Below are 18,043 nucleotides of genomic sequence, written 5' to 3' on the forward strand. Positions count from 1 at the left end.
ACAAGCAATGAAGCAGATCCCTCTGATTATCGACACTGACCCCGGCATCGATGACGCCGTCGCCATCGCACTGGCAGTGTTCAACCCGCGCTTCGACGTGCGGCTGATTACTACGGTTGCTGGCAATGTCAGCATTGAAGCGACAACGACGAACGCGCTCAAGCTGATGGCCTACTACGGTAAGGATGTACCGGTCGCTCGTGGCGCTGCTGAACCGCTGATCCGTCAGCTTGATGATGCAAGCGATATCCACGGTAAAACCGGTATGGAGGGATTCGATTTCCCTGAGCCCAAAACTGAACTTCTGCTGGATAAGCATGCTGTCGAAGCAATGCGCGACGAGATCATGGCTTCTGCTGAACCCGTCACCGTCATGCCAATCGGTCCGCTGACCAACATCGCACTGTTGCTAAAAACTTTTCCGGAAGTCAAGTCGCGTATTGAGCGCATTGTGCTCATGGGTGGTTCGGTCACTCGCGGCAACAAGGGTGTTATGGCCGAATTCAATATTTTCGTTGACCCTGAAGCCGCCAAGATTGTGCTCACTTCTGGTCTTGACATTACTATGGCCACACTGGACGCCGGCTTGGGAACTGTGATTCCGCCGGAGAAAACCGCTCAGCTTAAGGATATGGGCAAGGTCGGTCTGATGGCTCATGACCTGTTCCAGCGCTACCGCAAGCGCAGCTTCGGCACCGGTCTCAAAATGTATGACGCTTGCGCAGTCGCATGCTTGCTGGAGCCTGACCTATTCGACATGACTAAGGCATTTGTGGACGTAGAAATCGCTGGCGAACTCACTGCAGGGTGTACGGTCGTTGATCTTAAGGGCTACCTTAAGCGCGAACCGAATGCCACCGTCACCACCGGCGTTCACGCAGATCGATTCTGCGACTGGTTCATGGACGGCATCGCCCATTGTGCATAGTCCCTTGTCTCTTCGACGCCGCTAACACCGGCGCCCCTGAGCGCATCAGTATTCGTGAATTCAACAACAGAGAATAAGAGAACAAAGAAAGGACCAGACCGATGGAACTGGTGATTATGTACCTCGTGGCAATTGCCGCGGTTGGCATTGTGGGCTTTATGCTCGTGAAGAAAATGGACATCAAGATTTCCCTGTTCCTCATCGGCATTGTGCTGATGTACATCGCATTGCTGATGGGCAAGGACATCTCATTCACCGACTTCGTTTCCAGTGGTGTCACTTGGCTTGATCCGTTCAAGGTTGTAGGCGATCAGTTCGTGAGCACGCTCACTTCTGCTGGCTTCATCATCCTCATCCTTGGTGGCTACACCGGCTACATGTCCCATATCGGAGCCAATGAAGTCACGGTAAGTGTGCTCGCCAAGCCGATTGCGCACATCAAGTCCCCGTATATACTCGTGCCGATTACCTTCTTGTTGGGCAACCTGTTGTCTCTGGTCATTCCGAGTGCTTCCAACCTGGCTATCATCCTTATGGCAACGCTGTACCCGGTGCTTCGCCAAGCTGGTATGAGCCTGCTGAGCGCAGCTGCAGTCATTGCCACTACTGCAACGATTATGCCGACCCCGCTTGGCTCCGACAATGTTGCCATCGCCGCTGAACTCGCTAAGACCGACATGTTCTCCGGCCTGACCGCCAGCGATTACGTCTTCCGTTATCACGTGCTCGTTTCCATCCCGACCTTGCTCGTCATGGCACTGGCACACTACTTCTGGCAGAAGTTCATGGACAAGCGCGCTGGCTCGGATTTGACCGACGGTGATGTTGACCTGGCTGAGGTTAAGGCTGTCGAAGGTAGCGCTCTCTACCGCACTGTGTATGCGATTTTGCCGCTGCTGCCGATCATCATGCTTCTCATCGTGTTCGCCATCACTTCCACCACCGGCGCAAAGATCGACCTGAGTGTTGAACTCGCTTCCATTCTCTCCTTCGTGATCGCCATTATCTGCGAGCTCATCCGCACTCGCAAGGGCAAGGAAACCCTCGCTGGCACCGAGTCCTTCTTCAAGGGCATGGGTGGCGCAATGCCGATTGTGGCACTGTTGGTCGCTGCTTCTGTGTTCGTCATTGGTCTTAAGTCCATTGGTCTGATCACCGAACTGCAGAACGCAATGACCGGCCTGTCCGGCTCTGGTATGGGCTTCGTGCTGCCGCTTATCCTTGTCGGCCTCACTGCGCTCATCGTGCTACTCTCCGGTTCCGGTACCGCACTGTTCTTCGCGATGGTTCCGCTCATGGTTCCGCTGGCCGCTGCTGCTGGTATCAATGTGCTCGCTGTGTCCATCCCGATGGGTCTCGCTGGCAATCTGCTGCGCGCTGTCTCGCCGGTCTCCGCTGTGGTGATGATCGTCGCCGGCTCCATCAAGAAGAGCCCAATCGACATTGTGCGCCGTACCAGTGTGCCGATGATCGCTGGCGTAATCGTCATGTTCATCCTGTCCATGGCAATCTTCCTGCCGATGGGTGCGTGATGCTGATATAACCATCACAATCCGCTAGGCGTCAGTCGTCAGCAGAACATATCAATCGCGCAGACGATTTGGCCCCGAATACGTGCAATGCCCGGGATTTGACTTCAGACTCCGGGCATTCGCATACCCGCACGATTGTGTTTCCATCGTGATTTTGCTGAAACGTAGAACAAGCGCAGAACATAGAAGACAGGCCGAAACAAGAAGGCCGAAAGGAAATGCATCATGTCAGCATCATGTCTTGACTTGCTCGACCACCTGCACGGCAGTGTGTCCGTGGTCGGATCAATGAATGTTGATTACACGGTCGTTACTGAGCGGTTGCCGAAACCGGGAGAGACCGTCAACGGTGGCCCGCTGACCTTATTGCCGGGAGGCAAATCAGCGAATCAGGCATCGGCGGCTGCGCGAATTGGAGCGCAGGTGCGGATGTTTGGTGCAGTCGGGGAAGATGCCAATGCGGATTTTCTGCTGGAGCATTTGCGCGATGCTGGTGTGGATACTTCGCATATCGCTGCCGTTGCAGGTCCCAGTGGCACTACGGTAATTACCGTGGACGCGAATGGCGAGAACACCATCGTATATTCGGCTGGTTCCAATGGTGAGGTGTCTGTCGACTATGTGCGCCAGTCATCTGACGCATTGGTTGCCGCCGATGTACTGGGACTGTGTTTGGAGAGTCCGATGGAAACGGTCACGGCATGCGCTCGCCTCTGCCATGATGCCGGGCTCAAGGTATTGCTCAACGATTCGCCATTCGTTGCTGAACTACCCGCTGAGCTTATTGAGGCTTCGGACATTCTGTTGGTCAATGAGCATGAAATGGCGCAGCTGCTGGACATCGCCGAGCCTGACGATGACGATTGGGATGGACTGGACTGGTCTGATGTGGCGCGGCAGATGCATGACTTCGGCTTTAATCAGGCGGTAATTACGCTTGGCGGGGATGGGTCGGTGGTCATCGATGGTGATGATATCTATCGTATTGCGCCAGTTGCGGTTGCGGCCATCGACACTACCGGGTGCGGAGATGCCTTTATGGGCACGGTTCTGGCCGGACTTGCCTCGGGTCATGCGTTGGAGGACAGTGCGCAGTTGGCCTCGTACGTTTCCGCGTACGCCGCGACTGGGGTCGGTGCGCAAGCCTCTTATGGTACTGCTGCTCAGATTCGTGAGCGGTTTGGTACGAATTGATTACTGAGAAGTGTGGAGTATTGCCGGCCGTGAATTGGTGCAGACCTAACACGTTCATTTAGGCGCTATGCAGTGTCGAATGTTCTCGGCGCGGATTTTACGAAGTATTGTCAGCAAATGCATCAAGGCAATGGCGGCGGTCTGGGCGGGACTACGGCCGCGCATAACAGTATCGAGTACTCGAATGAGTCCTATGACGCGAAAACTCGGACCGTGACGATGCATGCCGTTATCGACTGGAGTGATCCGTACCGATTCGGGGATTCGACCGGCAGTTTTACTGCGCCGGACATCACCGTTGTCTTTGACAAGTCCGGGAAAATCCAGCGCATTGACTCCACGGTCTGGGGATTCCCGCCTGCCCGATAATTATCGGAGGGCCTGAAACATGCACGTTCTCATCAGCGCTGCGGATCGACGATGCTGCAACCATACGGCGTCATACCCGCATGACGTGAGTTACACTATGTAGTAAAGTTATTTACTGAGATACTGCGTATTGTTACGTACTGAGGCGTGGAAGGCTCAACTATGGTCACGATGAAGGAAATCGCACAGAAATCAGGCTTCTCGCAGGCCACGGTATCCCGGCTGCTCAATGGGGACCCGACATTGTCTGTCAAAGAGGAGACGCGACGTCGCATCATCGAGGTCAGCGAGCAGCTTGGCTACGCTACCGGATCACGCCGTATCGCATTGCCACGCCGTGTGGCCGTACTCGACAACGCCACCCGCGAGGAAGAACTGGCGGACGCCTATTTCGATGAACTACGGTCCGTGCTCGGCGACAATGCCAGAGCCCAGCACATGGAACTCACGTCGTTTTCCCATATCGACGATCTGATTGCCAACGCCGGTGATTTCGACGGCTTCATTTCCATCGGACCGTCCGTACTCTCTTCGGATAAACTGTTGAAACTCCATCTGGTATTGCCCTATGGCGTATTCATCGACATCAATCCTGCGCCCAGCCTGTTCGATTCGGTACAACCGGATTTAAGCCAAACCATTTTGGACGCATTGGATGTGTTGGTGTCCTCGGGCAAACGACGCATCGGCTATATCGGCGGTACTGGCTTCACGATGGGTTTGCACGAATACCCGGAAGACAGCCGATTAACCGCATTCCGCAATTGGACCGAGCGTTTGGGGCTGGATGCGGAAGGCCTGATTTACGCGCAAGGCGCGTTCACTGTGGACACCGGGCGCACTCTAGGGGAGAAAGCGGCTAACGATCATCGAGATGACATGCCGGATGCGTTCATCGTGGCTGCGGACACGATTGCAGTCGGCGTACTGCAGGCGTTTATTGCTGCGGGAGTGCTGGTGCCTCGCGATACCAGTGTGATCAGTATCAATAACCAGGCCATCGCCCAGTACACTTCGCCGACATTGACCAGTTACGATATCGATCAGAATGAGCTGGCCGATACTGCGATTACGATGCTTGCCGAGGCCATCTCCAGTCGGCGCACGCTGCACCACCATACCTTCATCTCCACCACCCTAGTGGTGCGTGACAGTTTCGTACCAGCACGATAAAGAAGCTCCCTCTGTGCGATAAAGAAGCTCCCTCGTCAGAGGGAGCTTCTTTATCGCTGTTAGAACAGTTCCAGATTCACGTCGAGCGTGTAGGCGCGATCGGCGGGCAGCTGGTACTGCTCATGGACGGGCGCGCCCCATGAATCGTCTCCGCCCACGCCCATTTGCGCGGCCAACAGGCGCAGGAACGTGTGACGGACCGGCGGCAACTCGTTCTGGTGGGTCGCCTCTTCCAGCATGAGCGAGTTGTACGGCAACAGGCTCGCCGCGAAATGTTCGCTGCCGGCCTGGCTGATACGCATGCCGTGTCCTTGGGCGTCAAGCACTTCGGCCCAACGCAAGTCTTCATGGTTGCCGGTCTCCTGCGGCACCAGATACGGTGCATTGTCTTCGGCCGCGGTGCGCTCGAAAATGCCGAGCTTGCCACCGTGCAGACGGTCGCGATAGGTCTCCTCGGGGCCAAGGCCGTAGAAGCGCAGGTTCTCGTACTGCTTGGGAAGTGTCCATTCTAATCCGAATGCCGGCAGCGTCGGCGCATCGGTGGCACCGGCATATCGGGCGGTCAGATGTACACGTCCGCTGGCGGCATCCACCTCATAGCGCACGGCAACTTGGCAACTTGGGTTTCGCCCGGTTCGGCCAACGTATGACGAATGCCGCCAACGGGCACCAACCTCGTTGACGGCATTCGTCTTTCCAGGACACCGCAATCGCGGATGCATGCCGTTTACGCGTTGAATACGTATTGGTCAAGGCGGCGCATGGCCTCCTTGACGCGGCTCAAGGGCAATGCGAGATTGACGCGGATGCTGTAGGGGGCCTGGAACATGTCGCCGTCCTGCCATGCGACGCCCACATCCCAGCCGCGTTTCTCCAACTCGGGCAGGCTCAGGCCGTGGCGTTCGCACCACTGCTCGCAGTCGAGCAGCAGCATGTAGGTGCCTTCCGGTTTGGCCAGACTCACTCCTTGGAAATGCTTGGTGATGTAGTCGTAGGCGTAATCGACGTTGCCGGTGAGCACCGCCTTCAGTTCGTCGAGCCACTCATGGCCTTCGGGCCGGTAGGCGCCGATCAGCGCGTGCATGGAAAGCACGTTCATGTCGTTGTAGTGGCATTTCGAGCTTTTGGCCACGATGCGGTCCCGGAGTGTGGGATTGTAGATGATGTGGTAGCTTCCCACCAGTCCGGCGAGATTGAAGGTCTTGCTGGGCGCGTAGAACGCCACGGTCCTGTTGCGTGCGTCCTCGCTGACCGATTGGGTGGGGATGTGCTGGTGGTTCCCCAGAGTCAAATCGGACCAAATCTCGTCGGAAATGACCACGCAATCGTTGGCCTTGTACACTTCCATGGCCTTCTCGATTTCCCAACGTTCCCACACGCGCCCGCAAGGATTGTGAGGGCTGCAGAACACGGCCACGTGGATGTGATGCTCCTTGAGCTTCCTGTCCATATCCTCGTAATCCATGCGCCATACGCCGCGCTCGTCCAGCGTGAGCGGACTGTGGACGATGCGGTAGCCGTTGTTTTCGATGCTCCGGGTGAACCCGATGTAGGTCGGGCTGTGCAGCAGCACGCCGTCGCCGGGGGCGGCGAACGCGGTCAGCGCACTGATCACACCGCCCAGGACCCCGTTCTCGTAGCCGATCGCCTCCCGGGTCAATCCGGTGACCCCGTTGCGCGTGGACTGCCAGTCGATGATGGAGCTGTAATAGTCGTCGGTGGGGGAGAAGTACCCGTAGGCGGGATGCTTCGCCCGTTCGATGATGGCCTGCGGGATCGTGGGCACGGTCGGGAAGTTCATGTCCGCCACCCACATGGGGATGACGTCGAAACCCTCGCGTGGCGGGTCCGGCGCGAATCCCGGGTCGGTGCCCAGTCCGTCGACCGCGATCGAATCCATGCCATGCCTGTTCATGATGGACGTGAAATCATACGTCATTGTCCGACAATCCTTTCTCGGTCCGTGGTGGCCGGTCCCAATCTAAATCGGGCTCCTGACGGTGCCGTGGCCGTGGGCGGCGATTTGACCGCGTGGCGTGTTACGATATGCACCGTTGTGAGGCAGTGATCCGTTATCAGCGGGGAGTCTTCGGAAGAACGGCGGCAATCGCCCAGTAGAACCGACGGGATCGGCCCGAGACAGCCGAACACAAGCGGTCGCGCAGGCTCGCGGCTCCGAGTGCAACAGTTCGGAGCGGCGCAACCGGTGCGATAAGCGAGGTGGTACCGCGGTGCGGAGCGCATACCAGCGCCCGTCATCGTCCTCGTAGGCAGGAACGGCAGACAGGGCTGTTCCGGGCGGAACACAGTCAGTTCCGGCTGCGAGGCGATTGACGCAATCGGCCCCACGGTTCGGTACGTGACATTCGTGAACCCAGCCGGCACACGTCGGCGCCCGGCAATCGCCATCAATGACGCTCCTGTAGGACCAGTGCACAGTACTAACAGGAGATTTACGGTGAGCGAAAACGTATATCCCAAGGCGAACGAGGGCGGCGAGACCGCGCACGTCGCGCCGAACCCCAGCTTCCCCGACATGGAGGAGACCGTTCTTGACTACTGGGACAAGGACGACACCTTCCAGAAGTCCGTTGAACGCAACCCTTCCGGCGACCACAGCCAGAACGAATTCGTGTTCTTCGATGGCCCGCCTTTTGCGAACGGTCTGCCGCACTACGGCCACCTGCTGACCGGCTACGCCAAGGACGTGATCCCGCGCTACCAGACCATGAAGGGCCGCAAGGTCAACCGCGTGTTCGGCTGGGATACCCACGGCCTGCCCGCCGAGCTTGAGGCGCAGAAGGAACTCGGCATCGACTCGGTTGACCAGATCGAGAAGATGGGCATCGACAAGTTCAACGACGCCTGCCGCGCTTCCGTGCTGAAGTACACCAACGAATGGCAGAACTACGTGCATCGTCAGGCCCGTTGGGTGGACTTCGAGCACGGCTACAAGACCCTGAACATCCCGTACATGGAATCCGTGATGTGGGCCTTCAAGCAGCTCTACGACAAGGGCCTGGCCTACCAGGGCTACCGCGTGCTGCCGTACTGCCCGAAGGACCGCACGCCGTTGAGTGCGCACGAGCTGCGCATGGACGCCGACGTGTACCAGGACCGCCAGGACACCACCGTGTCCGTGGCCGTGAAGATGCGCGATGAGGACGACGCCTACGCCGTCTTCTGGACCACCACCCCGTGGACCGTGCCCACCAACTTCGCCATCGTGGTCGGCGCCGACATCGACTACGTCGAGGTCCGCCCGACCGAAGGCAAGTTCGCTGGCAAGAAGTTCTACCTCGGCAAGGACCTGCTGCCGCACTACGAGAAGGAACTCGGCGAGAACTACGAGGTCGTGCGCGAACTCAAGGGCTCCGAGCTGGAAGGCCGCCGCTACTACCCGGTCTTCCCGTACTTCGCGGGCGACGAGGCCGAATCCGAAGGCCATGTGCCCGGCCCGAACGGCTACACGATCTTCACCGCCGACTACGTCGACACCGTCGAAGGTACCGGTCTGGTTCACCAGGCCCCCTACGGTGAAGACGATATGAACACGCTGAACGCCAAGGGCATCAAGAGCACCGACGTGCTCGACGATGGCTGCCGCTTCACCGCGCAGTGCCCCGACTACGAGGGCGATTTCGTGTTCGACGCCAACCTGCCGATCCTGCGCAACCTGCGCGCCGGCGACGGCCCGCTCGCCGAGATTCCGGAAGAGCGCCGCGCGATCCTCTTCCAGGAGAAGAGCTACGTGCACTCCTACCCGCACTGCTGGCGTTGCGCCACCCCGCTGATCTACAAGCCGGTCTCCTCCTGGTTCGTGTCCGTGACCAAGATCAAGCCGCGTCTGCTGGAATTGAACCAGCAGATCAACTGGATCCCGGGCAACGTCAAGGACGGCCAGTTCGGCAAGTGGCTCGCCAACGCGCGCGACTGGTCCATCTCCCGCAACCGCTTCTGGGGTTCCCCGATTCCGGTGTGGGTGAGTGACGATCCGAAGTACCCGCGTGTGGACGTTTACGGTTCTCTCGAAGAGCTCAAGGCCGACTTCGGTGACTACCCGCGCGACAAGGACGGCAACATCAACATGCACCGTCCGTGGATTGACAACCTGGTCCGCGTCAACCCGGACGACCCGACCGGCAAGTCGCACATGCACCGTATTTCCGATGTGCTCGACTGCTGGTTCGAGTCCGGTTCCATGTCGTTCGCGCAGTTCCACTACCCGTTCGAGAACAAGGAGAAGTTCGAGCAGCACTTCCCGGCCGACTACATCGTGGAATACATCGGCCAGACCCGCGGCTGGTTCTACCTGCTGCACGTCATGGCGACCGCCCTGTTCGACCGCCCGGCGTTCAAGAACGTGATCTGCCACGGCATCGTGCTCGGCTCCGACGGTCAGAAGATGTCTAAGCACTTGCGCAACTACCCGGACGTGAACGGCGTGTTTGACAAGTACGGTTCCGACGCCATGCGCTGGTTCCTTATGTCTTCGCCGATTCTGCGCGGCGGCAACCTAATCGTCACCGCCGATGGCATCCGCGACACCGTGCGCCAGGTCATGTTGCCGGTGTGGAGCTCCTACTACTTCTTCACCTTGTACGCCAACGCGGCCAACGGCGGGGCCGGATTCGACGCCCGCCAGCTGCGCGCGGACGAGGTCGCCGGTCTGCCGGAGATGGACCGCTACCTGCTGGCCCGTACCCGCCGCCTGGTGCTGGCCGCCGAGAAGTCGCTGAACGAGTTCGCGATTTCCGACGCCTGCGATGCGGTCTCCGACTTCATCGACGTGCTCACCAACTGGTACATCCGCAACACCCGTGACCGCTTCTGGAACGAGGATGCGTCCGCGTTCAACACGCTGTACACCGTGCTTGAAGCGTTCATGCGCGTGCTTGCGCCGCTGGCCCCGATGGAAGCCGAGTCCGTGTGGCGCGGCCTGACCGGCGGCGAGTCCGTGCACCTGGCCGATTGGCCGTTCGTGGTGGACGAGAAGACCGGTGAAGACACCGAACTCGGCTGCGTGCTGGTCGACGACCCGGCTCTGGTGGATGCGATGGAGAAGGTGCGCGAGGTTGTTTCCGGCACCCTGTCCCTGCGCAAGGCCGCCAAGATCCGCGTGCGCCAGCCGCTTTCCAAGCTCACCGTGGTGGTCGAGAACGTGGACGCCGTCAAGTCATACGACGAGTTGCTGAAGTCTGAATTAAACATTAAGAATATTGAGTTCTCGACTCTGGAAGACGCCGCCGCCCACGGTCTGAAGATCGTGCACGAGCTGCGTGTGAATGCCCGTGCGGCGGGTCCGCGCCTCGGCAAGCAGGTGCAGTTCGCCATCAAGGCCTCCAAGTCCGGCGACTGGCATGTCGATGCTGCGTCCGGTGCGCCGGTGGTCTCCACGCCGTCCGGCGACCTTGCGCTGGTCGAAGGCGAGTACGAGCTGATCAACCGCGTGGAGGAGGAGAACGCCACCGAGGCCGCCGCTTCGGTCTCCGCCTCGCTGCCGACCGGTGGCTTCGTAATCCTCGACACCGCGCTGGATGCCGATCTGCTGGCCGAGGGCTACGCCCGCGACGTGATTCGTTCTGTGCAGGACGCACGTAAGGCTGCCGATCTGGACATCGCGGACCGCATCTCGCTGGTGCTGACCGTGCCTGCTGACGACGTGGCCAAGGTCGAGCAGTTCCGCGACCTGATCGCCCACGAGACGCTGGCGACCTCCTTCGAGGTGAAGGAAGGTGCCGAGCTGATCGTAGAGGTTGTTAAGGCGTGATGCTGATGGGCGGCTGAGCTAAGGCTCTTCAATCGGCTTGAAACGATTGCGGGCATCCGATATACAGTGATTCAATGAACACTGCATGTCGGATGCCCGCATTTTTCGTGCGTTTATGCGTCTTTTCGACGCATCCCTATTTTGAAAAAATCTAACTTATTCAAGTTTTTCAAAATAGAAGGGAACGGTTATACCTCTCATGGCTTGTAAGGTGTCGCTCCAATCGTCGTTAGCTACACTTATCGCGATAAGTGTGGCTAACAGCGGAAATGGTAGTGTCCAAGTCGCCGGTAGATGTATTGCGTATGTTCGGCCAGCCACTCGTATCCCGTCTACCCTGCTTCATCTAGTGCCGATGCCCGCTTGGGAACAGCGTAAGTTGATCATGGTTGCACCGTTGCAAAGGGGTTTTGACCTTCCCGCTGAAAAGATCATTCCTGGCGTATATCCGGTTATGATGTCAAACGGCATCGGAGCTTACCATAACGAATACAAAGTTAAGGGTCCCGGCGTTGTTACTGGTAGATCAGGCACAATCGGGAATCTTCAGTATGTAGAGTCAGCGTTTTGGCCTCATAACACTACTTTGTGGGTAACCAAATTTTATGGCAATCACCCTAAGTTCATTTATTACTTATATGAAAAAATAGACTTGAAACGGTATAAGGCCGGTAGTGGGGTGCCAACTCTTAACAGAAACGATGTGCATGACACCATGGTATTTTTCCCCGCGTCAAGGAAAGAACAGGAATTAATAAGTGCAGTTCTGACCTACCTTGACGACCTCATCACCCTTCATCAGCGTAAGCGTCTGTGGTTTGCTAAATAAGGGTGGATAGGGCTCTCATCACGATGTCAACGTCTTTGTTCTCCAATTCACGGATGACATGCAGATATGTTTCCTGCGTTGTGTTCATGCTTGCATGCCCCAGTCTCTTGGACACGCTCGCAATTGAAACGCCAGCAAACAGCAGCAATGAGGCATGGGTATGTCTCAAGCCGTGAATCGAGATCACGGGTACTCCGGCTTGTTTGCAATGCCGGGCCAGAATACCGTTTGCGGTCGAGTTGTACACCTTACCGTTCACGAAGATAGGCTTGTCGTCAGGCAAGTTCTTCAGCAGGACGGACAATTGCATGATGAGTTGCCAATCAAGTTGTACTTTACGCACCGAAGAAGCATTTTTTGTTGGAACAAAGCCACCTCCGTTCTTGTAATTCCAAGTCTTATTGACAGACAAAGTCTGGTGGACGAAATCAAAGTCATCAGGAGTAAGACCCAATGCTTCGGAGAAACGTAAACCGGTTTTTGCCACCAGCAATATCAGCCAGTCCCAGTTAGGTATCGGGTCAAGCTTCAAGTCAGCAAGGACAGCATGAAGTTCGAATTGGTTAAGATATTTCGTCTTCTTTTGTCTCGGCTGCTTCCCTTTGATGATTGCTTTTCGAGTGGGATCTCTTTGAATTAGGCCCTCATCAACAGCATCAAGAATGGCCCCTTTCAGTTGGTGATGAAAATCCATCGTTGTTTGATGTTCATGATGTTCGGCGTATCCATTGATGAGTTTCTGATAACTCACACGATCGAACTCAGAAAGCTTAAGATCAGGGATAAGCTTTCTCAGCCACGCCTGTGTGAGTTTGTATTTCTTCATCGTCACCTCCCGAATCGCGCCTTCCTTGTAGACGTCGACCCATTGCGAGTAGTAATCGCAGAATGACATTTCTTCGTTTATTGTGTTTATGACCACACGGGGCTCCTTTGCCGAATAGATAGACGCTTACGCTGATGAAGGGTGATGAGGGAGTCAAGTCGGGAGAAGAAGGAACCGATAGCCTGCTGTTCGGCCTTTGAAGGTACTGTTGTCTCAACTTCCTTGAGCACTCCCACGGCTAAACCCGGCTGAGCAGATTGGCCCGAATATCGTCCTAAGTCCATACACCCCAGAAGATGAGCCAGAAAGCGCGTATCATGCAGGAAATTTGCCTTGACAGCTACCGCGTGTTCAGTGAAATAGGCCTTTCCCACTGCAGTATTGACATTCCCGCATAACGCACCTTGACGACCTATAAGGGCATAAAAACCGTCATGGTTGTATTGTTTTGCGTATCCGCGTAAACCGTTGCCCCCATACACGGGGTATGGTCCAGATCCAAGTATTTCTTCGGCAGAAATGAAGTCGCCACTTTGAAACTCGGAGGACAGCTCACCCAACTTACGCTGTTCCCAAGCGGAGGCGTATTTCCGTGATGTTTGCCGTATCATTGATAAACGACTGTAACGGAACGAAGGCGGACAATGACAATTCCCAGATATGACGAGTTTTTCGTTCCGATGCTTCGCATTCTCTCTGATGGCAAGATTCATGCATCTGGTGAGATGCTAACGTTACTTGCTGATGAGTTTGCAGTGACAGAAGGAGAACGCAGCCGTCTGCTACCTAGCGGCCGTTCGCGTGTCCTCAATGGCCGCATTAGTTGGGCTAGAACGTACCTTAAGAAAGCCGGACTCATAGAAAGTCCCAAACGTGGTACATATCGCATAACGAGACCCGGCAAAGAGGCCCTTGCTTCGGGTGCGCAGATAGATAATGATTATCTGGAACGTTATGAGTCATTCCGGTCTTTCAAGAATCTGAATGGTGATTCTTCGACGCATACGACGGTCGATGGCGGCCTGGAGAAGAAAAGCGAAGCTTATTCGTCCGAGGAAACTCCAGATGAGGCACTTGACCGTGCATTCTCATCAATCAACATGCGGCTTGCCGATGACTTGCTCTCAGAGGTGCTCAAGCTCTCTCCGATTGCGTTTGAACGGTTTGTTCTTGATCTGATGGCAAAAATGGGGTATGGAGCTTTCGACTCCGCAAGCCAGATGACGCCAATCTCGGGGGACGAAGGCATAGATGGAATCATCATGGAAGACAAGCTTGGTTTTGATCTGATTTATGTTCAGGCCAAACGTTATGCCGAAGATAAATCCGTTGGCAGACCAGATATTCAAGCATTCGTAGGTGCTATTACTGGGCGCGGAGGCAAAGGGCTGTTTGTCACCACTGCAAGATTCACGGAAAAGGCGATTACCTATGCGAAGAGGCAGCACATCATTCTTATTGATGGGCATAAGCTTGCGCAACTGATGATTGAACATGGATTCGGTGTCAGCACGCGGAAGATTTACGAAATCAAAGCCGTGGACAGTGACGTTTTCAATGAATACGTTGATGAAGAGTAATGAAAGAGCTTAGGGCACAAGGAGCATATGAATGAATAAGCAGCAGCTTGCCGCCAAAATCTGGGAATCTGCCAACAAGATGCGTTCCAAGATCGAGGCGAATGAATACAAAGACTATATCCTTGGCTTTATCTTCTATAAGTTCCTTTCAGAGACGGAAGTTGCGCGTCTTCGTGCTGAAGACTGGGGAGATGAAGATCTCAAGGGCTTGGATGAGAATGATGCCGAGACCGTGCAGTATGTACGTGATCTGTGCGGCTACTTTATCTCCTACGACAACCTGTTCTCCACATGGATTGCCAGCCAAAGCGATTTCACCATCGCCGACGTACGTGATGCGCTTTCCGCTTTTGAACGCAACATCGATCCAGCCCGCAAGCGTGTGTTCGCCGGCATCTTCGACACGTTGCAGACTGGTCTATCCAAGCTCGGTACCGATGAGAAAAGCCGTAGCAAGGCCGCTCGCGACCTCATCTACCTCATCAAGGACATTCCGATGGACAGCCGGCAGGATTACGATACCCTCGGCTTCATTTACGAATATCTGATTAGCAACTTCGCTTCCAATGCGGGTAAGAAGGCCGGTGAGTTCTACACGCCGAGCGAAGTTTCTCAGCTCATGAGCGAAATAGTGGCCTGGCATCTTGCTGGTCGTGAAGAAATCAACATTTATGACCCCACAAGTGGCTCAGGCTCGTTGTTGATTCATATTGGTCAAGCTGTGGCCCGCCGCAATGGCAATCCGAATGACATCAAATATTATGCGCAGGAACTCAAGGAGAATACCTACAACCTCACACGCATGAACCTCGTCATGCGCGGTATACTGCCGGACAATATCGTGACCCGCAACGGTGACACATTAAAGAGCGACTGGCCGTGGTTCGATACCGACGAGACCAAGGACGAAACCTATGAGCCGCTGTTTGTAGATGCCGTGGTTTCGAATCCTCCTTACTCCCAGAACTGGGAGCCGCCGGAACCGGGTGAAGATATCCGCTTCGAATATGGCATCGCTCCCAAGTCCAAGGCTGATTATGCCTTCTTGCTGCACGATCTCTACCATCTGCGCGACGACGGCATTATGACCATCGTGTTGCCGCACGGCGTGCTGTTCCGTGGTGGTGAAGAGGGCACTATTCGCCGGAATCTAGTGGAGAACCACCATATTCAGGCCATCATCGGACTGCCAGCGAACATCTTCTTTGGCACGGGCATTCCCACTATCGTGATGGTGTTGCGCAAGCACCGCAACGATGACCATGTGCTTGTTGTGGATGCCTCCAAGTATTTCGCTAAGGACGGTAAGAACAACAAGCTGCGTGCGAGCGATATCAAACGCATCGTGGATACGGTGTCGGAGAATCGTGATGTCGATAAGTTCAGTCGTTTGGTCAGCCTTGACGAGATTCGGCAGAACGATTACAACCTCAACATTCCTCGATATGTGGATTCCTCCGAAACCGCCGAAAGTTGGGACGTGTATTCCACTATGTTTGGCGGTATCCCCAAGCAGGACATCGATGCGCTCAACAAGTATTGGAATGTGTTTCCGGGATTGCGCCAACGTCTCTTCGCGGAGGAGAATGGTCATTCGGCTAAGCTCGCTGTGCAAGATGTTCGTGAGGCGGTGAATGCTGATTCTGGTGTGAGTGCCTATATCCAGCGTTATCGTGAGGTTTTCACCGATTATCCCTCATATCTACGTGGCGAACTGGTCGGTAATGCCGTCAACGTGAGCATTGCCGCCGAGGAGGAAGTTCTGGCAAATGACCTGCTGCATCGTTTGGCCGACGTACCACTCGTAGATGCCTATACGGCATATCAGGTGCTTGATGACAGCTGGCAGAAGACCATCGCCAACGACCTTGAAACCATACAGAGCGAAGGCCATGACGCCGTTCGCAAGGTTGACGCCAACATGGTCGTCAAAAAGAAAAGCGGCAAGGATGTCGAAGTGCAGGACGGCTGGGCCGGACATATTCTGCCGTTCGACCTTGTACAAGAAAAACTGCTGAGTGCTGACCTTGCAGAAATCGGCACATATGAATCCCGATTGACTGAGATTAGCAGCGAAATCGCTGACATTCTTGAAAATCTGGATGAAGACGACAAGAATTCGACCGATGCTGTCAGCGAGGATGGAGATTCTTTCGTTGCCACTGAGTTGAAGAAAGCGGTGAAATCGATTGGGAGGGATCCTGAGACTGATTTTGACCGTGCCCTTGTGAATGCGCAACGGTTGTTTGATGAGGAGCGTGAAGTCAAAAAGAACGTTAAGAATCTCCGCTCAGCGCTTGATGAAAAGACCCGGGCCGTTATTGAAGGATTAAGCGATGAGCAAGCTGATGACTTGCTCGCTGCCAAGTGGGTGGAACCATTGCAGCACAAACTTGAGGAGCTTCCTCAGACGGCTGTTGATGAGTTGATTGCATCGGTGAATGCGTTGAACGATAAGTACTCGACTACCTACTCCGATGTATGCGAGCAAATCGAGCAGGCTGAGGCAGAACTTGGCAATATGCTTGGTCAGCTGACCGGAAATGAGTTCGACATGGCCGGTATTGCTGAGCTGAAGACCCTGTTGGGAGGCGAATGATGACTGAACAGGCGAAAGTACCCGCGATTCGTTTCGCTGGTTTTACTGACCCTTGGGAACAGCGTAAGTTGGGCGATATCGCCGAGAGAGTTACTCGTAAGAATGAGAACAACGAGTCGGATCTGCCTTTGACCATATCAGCTCAGCATGGCTTGATTGACCAGAGGCTGTTTTTCAATGCTCAAGTAGCCAGCCGAGATATGAGCGGCTACTACTTGCTTAGACAAGGAGAGTTTGCTTATAACAAGAGCACCTCGGCTGATAGCCCATGGGGTGCTATCAAGCGGTTGACAAGGTATGAAAAAGGCTGTGTTTCTACACTTTACATATGCTTTGCTCTGTTGAACGCCAATCCTGATTATCTTGTGACGTACTACGAAACCAATCGATGGCATAAAGCTGTGCAGATGATTGCCGCGGAAGGTGCGAGGAACCATGGATTACTCAATATTGCGCCGGATGACTTCTTTGACACGATGGTGTCCCTGCCGGAATCTCAGGCTGAGCAGCAGACCATCGGTGCGTTCTTCTCCCGACTTGACTCCCTCATCACCCTTCATCAGCGTAAGTATGACAAGCTTGTCATCTTTAAAAAATCGATGCTTGAAAAAATGTTCCCGAAAGATGGTGAGTCTGTACCCGAAATTCGCTTTGCTGGTTTTACTGACCCTTGGGAACAGCGTAAGTTGGGCGATATCGCCGAGAGAGTTACTCGTAAGAATGAGAACAACGAGTCGGATCTGCCTTTGACCATATCAGCTCAGCATGGCTTGATTGACCAGAGGCTGTTTTTCAATGCTCAAGTAGCCAGCCGAGATATGAGCGGCTACTACTTGCTTAGACAAGGAGAGTTTGCTTATAACAAGAGCACCTCGGCTGATAGCCCATGGGGTGCTATCAAGCGGTTGACAAGGTATGAAAAAGGCTGTGTTTCTACACTTTACATATGCTTTGCTCTGTTGAACGCCAATCCTGATTATCTTGTGACGTACTACGAAACCAATCGATGGCATAAAGCTGTGCAGATGATTGCCGCGGAAGGTGCGAGGAACCATGGATTACTCAATATTGCGCCGGATGACTTCTTTGACACGATGGTGTCCCTGCCGGAATCTCAGGCTGAGCAGCAGACCATCGGTGCGTTCTTCTCCCGACTTGACTCCCTCATCACCCTTCATCAGCGTAAGTTGGAATTGCTGCAGAATATCAAGAAATCCTTGCTTGACAAGATGTTTGTGTGAAG

13 protein-coding genes and 1 pseudogene are annotated in these 18,043 nt (G+C 55.0%); 10 read left to right on the forward strand and 4 right to left on the reverse strand.

Annotation, left to right across the window (positions count from 1 at the left end):
- Positions 1-7: 7 nt before the first annotated feature.
- From rihC to AB5287_RS01165, 5 genes are all read left to right on the forward strand, one after another.
- On the forward strand, positions 8-928 hold the full coding sequence (gene rihC / locus AB5287_RS01145) for a ribonucleoside hydrolase RihC (protein ID WP_003830214.1): 921 nt from the start codon (positions 8-10) through the stop codon (positions 926-928).
- Between the two features lie 101 nt (positions 929-1,029).
- Positions 1,030-2,460, forward strand: a complete 1,431-nt coding sequence (gene dcuC / locus AB5287_RS01150) for a C4-dicarboxylate transporter DcuC (RefSeq protein WP_013582880.1) — start codon at positions 1,030-1,032, stop codon at positions 2,458-2,460.
- 225 nt (positions 2,461-2,685) lie between these two features.
- Positions 2,686-3,654 (forward strand): ribokinase, encoded by a 969-nt coding sequence (locus tag AB5287_RS01155; RefSeq protein WP_242075983.1) that lies wholly within the window; start codon positions 2,686-2,688, stop codon positions 3,652-3,654.
- A gap of 72 nt (positions 3,655-3,726) precedes the next feature.
- Entirely contained in the window at positions 3,727-4,023 is a 297-nt protein-coding gene (locus tag AB5287_RS01160; RefSeq protein WP_301005829.1) for a hypothetical protein, read from the forward strand.
- Positions 4,024-4,185: 162 nt separating this feature from the next.
- The gene (locus AB5287_RS01165) at positions 4,186-5,196 is read left to right on the forward strand and encodes a LacI family DNA-binding transcriptional regulator (protein ID WP_022527791.1); all 1,011 of its coding nucleotides are present in this window, start codon (positions 4,186-4,188) and stop codon (positions 5,194-5,196) included.
- 59 nt (positions 5,197-5,255) lie between these two features.
- On the opposite strand, the pseudogene AB5287_RS01170 reads toward AB5287_RS01165, so the two are convergent.
- Positions 5,256-5,807 (reverse strand): annotated as a pseudogene (locus AB5287_RS01170) (beta-galactosidase small subunit); the annotation flags it as partial.
- A gap of 116 nt (positions 5,808-5,923) precedes the next feature.
- Positions 5,924-7,135: a MalY/PatB family protein gene (locus tag AB5287_RS01175; RefSeq protein WP_007052506.1), complete on the reverse strand. Its 1,212-nt coding sequence runs from the start codon at positions 7,133-7,135 to the stop codon at positions 5,924-5,926.
- Positions 7,136-7,654: 519 nt separating this feature from the next.
- Here AB5287_RS01175 and ileS point away from each other — a divergent pair.
- Both ileS and AB5287_RS01185 read left to right on the forward strand, forming a co-directional pair.
- Positions 7,655-10,966 carry a mupirocin-resistant isoleucine--tRNA ligase gene (gene ileS, locus AB5287_RS01180; protein WP_368220401.1) on the forward strand — a complete coding sequence of 1,104 codons (3,312 nt, stop codon included), beginning with the start codon at positions 7,655-7,657 and terminating at the stop codon, positions 10,964-10,966.
- 355 nt (positions 10,967-11,321) lie between these two features.
- Entirely contained in the window at positions 11,322-11,795 is a 474-nt protein-coding gene (locus AB5287_RS01185) for a restriction endonuclease subunit S (protein ID WP_050496130.1), read from the forward strand.
- Here AB5287_RS01185 and AB5287_RS01190 read toward each other — a convergent pair.
- On the reverse strand, positions 11,788-12,717 hold the full coding sequence (locus AB5287_RS01190) for a site-specific integrase (RefSeq protein ID WP_007058548.1): 930 nt from the start codon (positions 12,715-12,717) through the stop codon (positions 11,788-11,790). The genes AB5287_RS01185 and AB5287_RS01190 overlap by 8 nt on opposite strands.
- The gene (locus tag AB5287_RS01195; RefSeq protein ID WP_310591286.1) at positions 12,708-13,334 is read right to left on the reverse strand and encodes a restriction endonuclease subunit S; all 627 of its coding nucleotides are present in this window, start codon (positions 13,332-13,334) and stop codon (positions 12,708-12,710) included. Before AB5287_RS01195 ends, AB5287_RS01190 begins: the two co-directional genes overlap by 10 nt.
- On the opposite strand from AB5287_RS01195, the gene AB5287_RS01200 reads away from it, so the two are divergent.
- The 3 genes from AB5287_RS01200 to AB5287_RS01210 are packed head-to-tail and all read left to right on the forward strand — an operon-like array spanning position 13,266 to position 18,041.
- Positions 13,266-14,201 carry a restriction endonuclease gene (locus AB5287_RS01200; protein WP_007053942.1) on the forward strand — a complete coding sequence of 312 codons (936 nt, stop codon included), beginning with the start codon at positions 13,266-13,268 and terminating at the stop codon, positions 14,199-14,201. The two genes, AB5287_RS01195 and AB5287_RS01200, sit on opposite strands and share 69 nt — an antisense overlap.
- Before the next feature lie 31 nt (positions 14,202-14,232).
- Complete coding sequence (locus tag AB5287_RS01205; RefSeq protein ID WP_007053943.1) at positions 14,233-16,800, forward strand: type I restriction-modification system subunit M; 2,568 nt, start codon at positions 14,233-14,235, stop codon at positions 16,798-16,800.
- Positions 16,800-18,041, forward strand: a complete 1,242-nt coding sequence (locus tag AB5287_RS01210; protein ID WP_350445859.1) for a restriction endonuclease subunit S — start codon at positions 16,800-16,802, stop codon at positions 18,039-18,041. The genes AB5287_RS01205 and AB5287_RS01210 overlap by 1 nt, the downstream gene beginning before the upstream one ends.
- Positions 18,042-18,043 lie beyond the last annotated feature (2 nt).

It is taken from the genome of Bifidobacterium sp. RTP21102st3_E2_RTP21102_210122, assembly GCF_040916945.1.
In the GTDB taxonomy this organism is placed as follows: Bacteria; Actinomycetota; Actinomycetes; order Actinomycetales; family Bifidobacteriaceae; genus Bifidobacterium; species Bifidobacterium longum.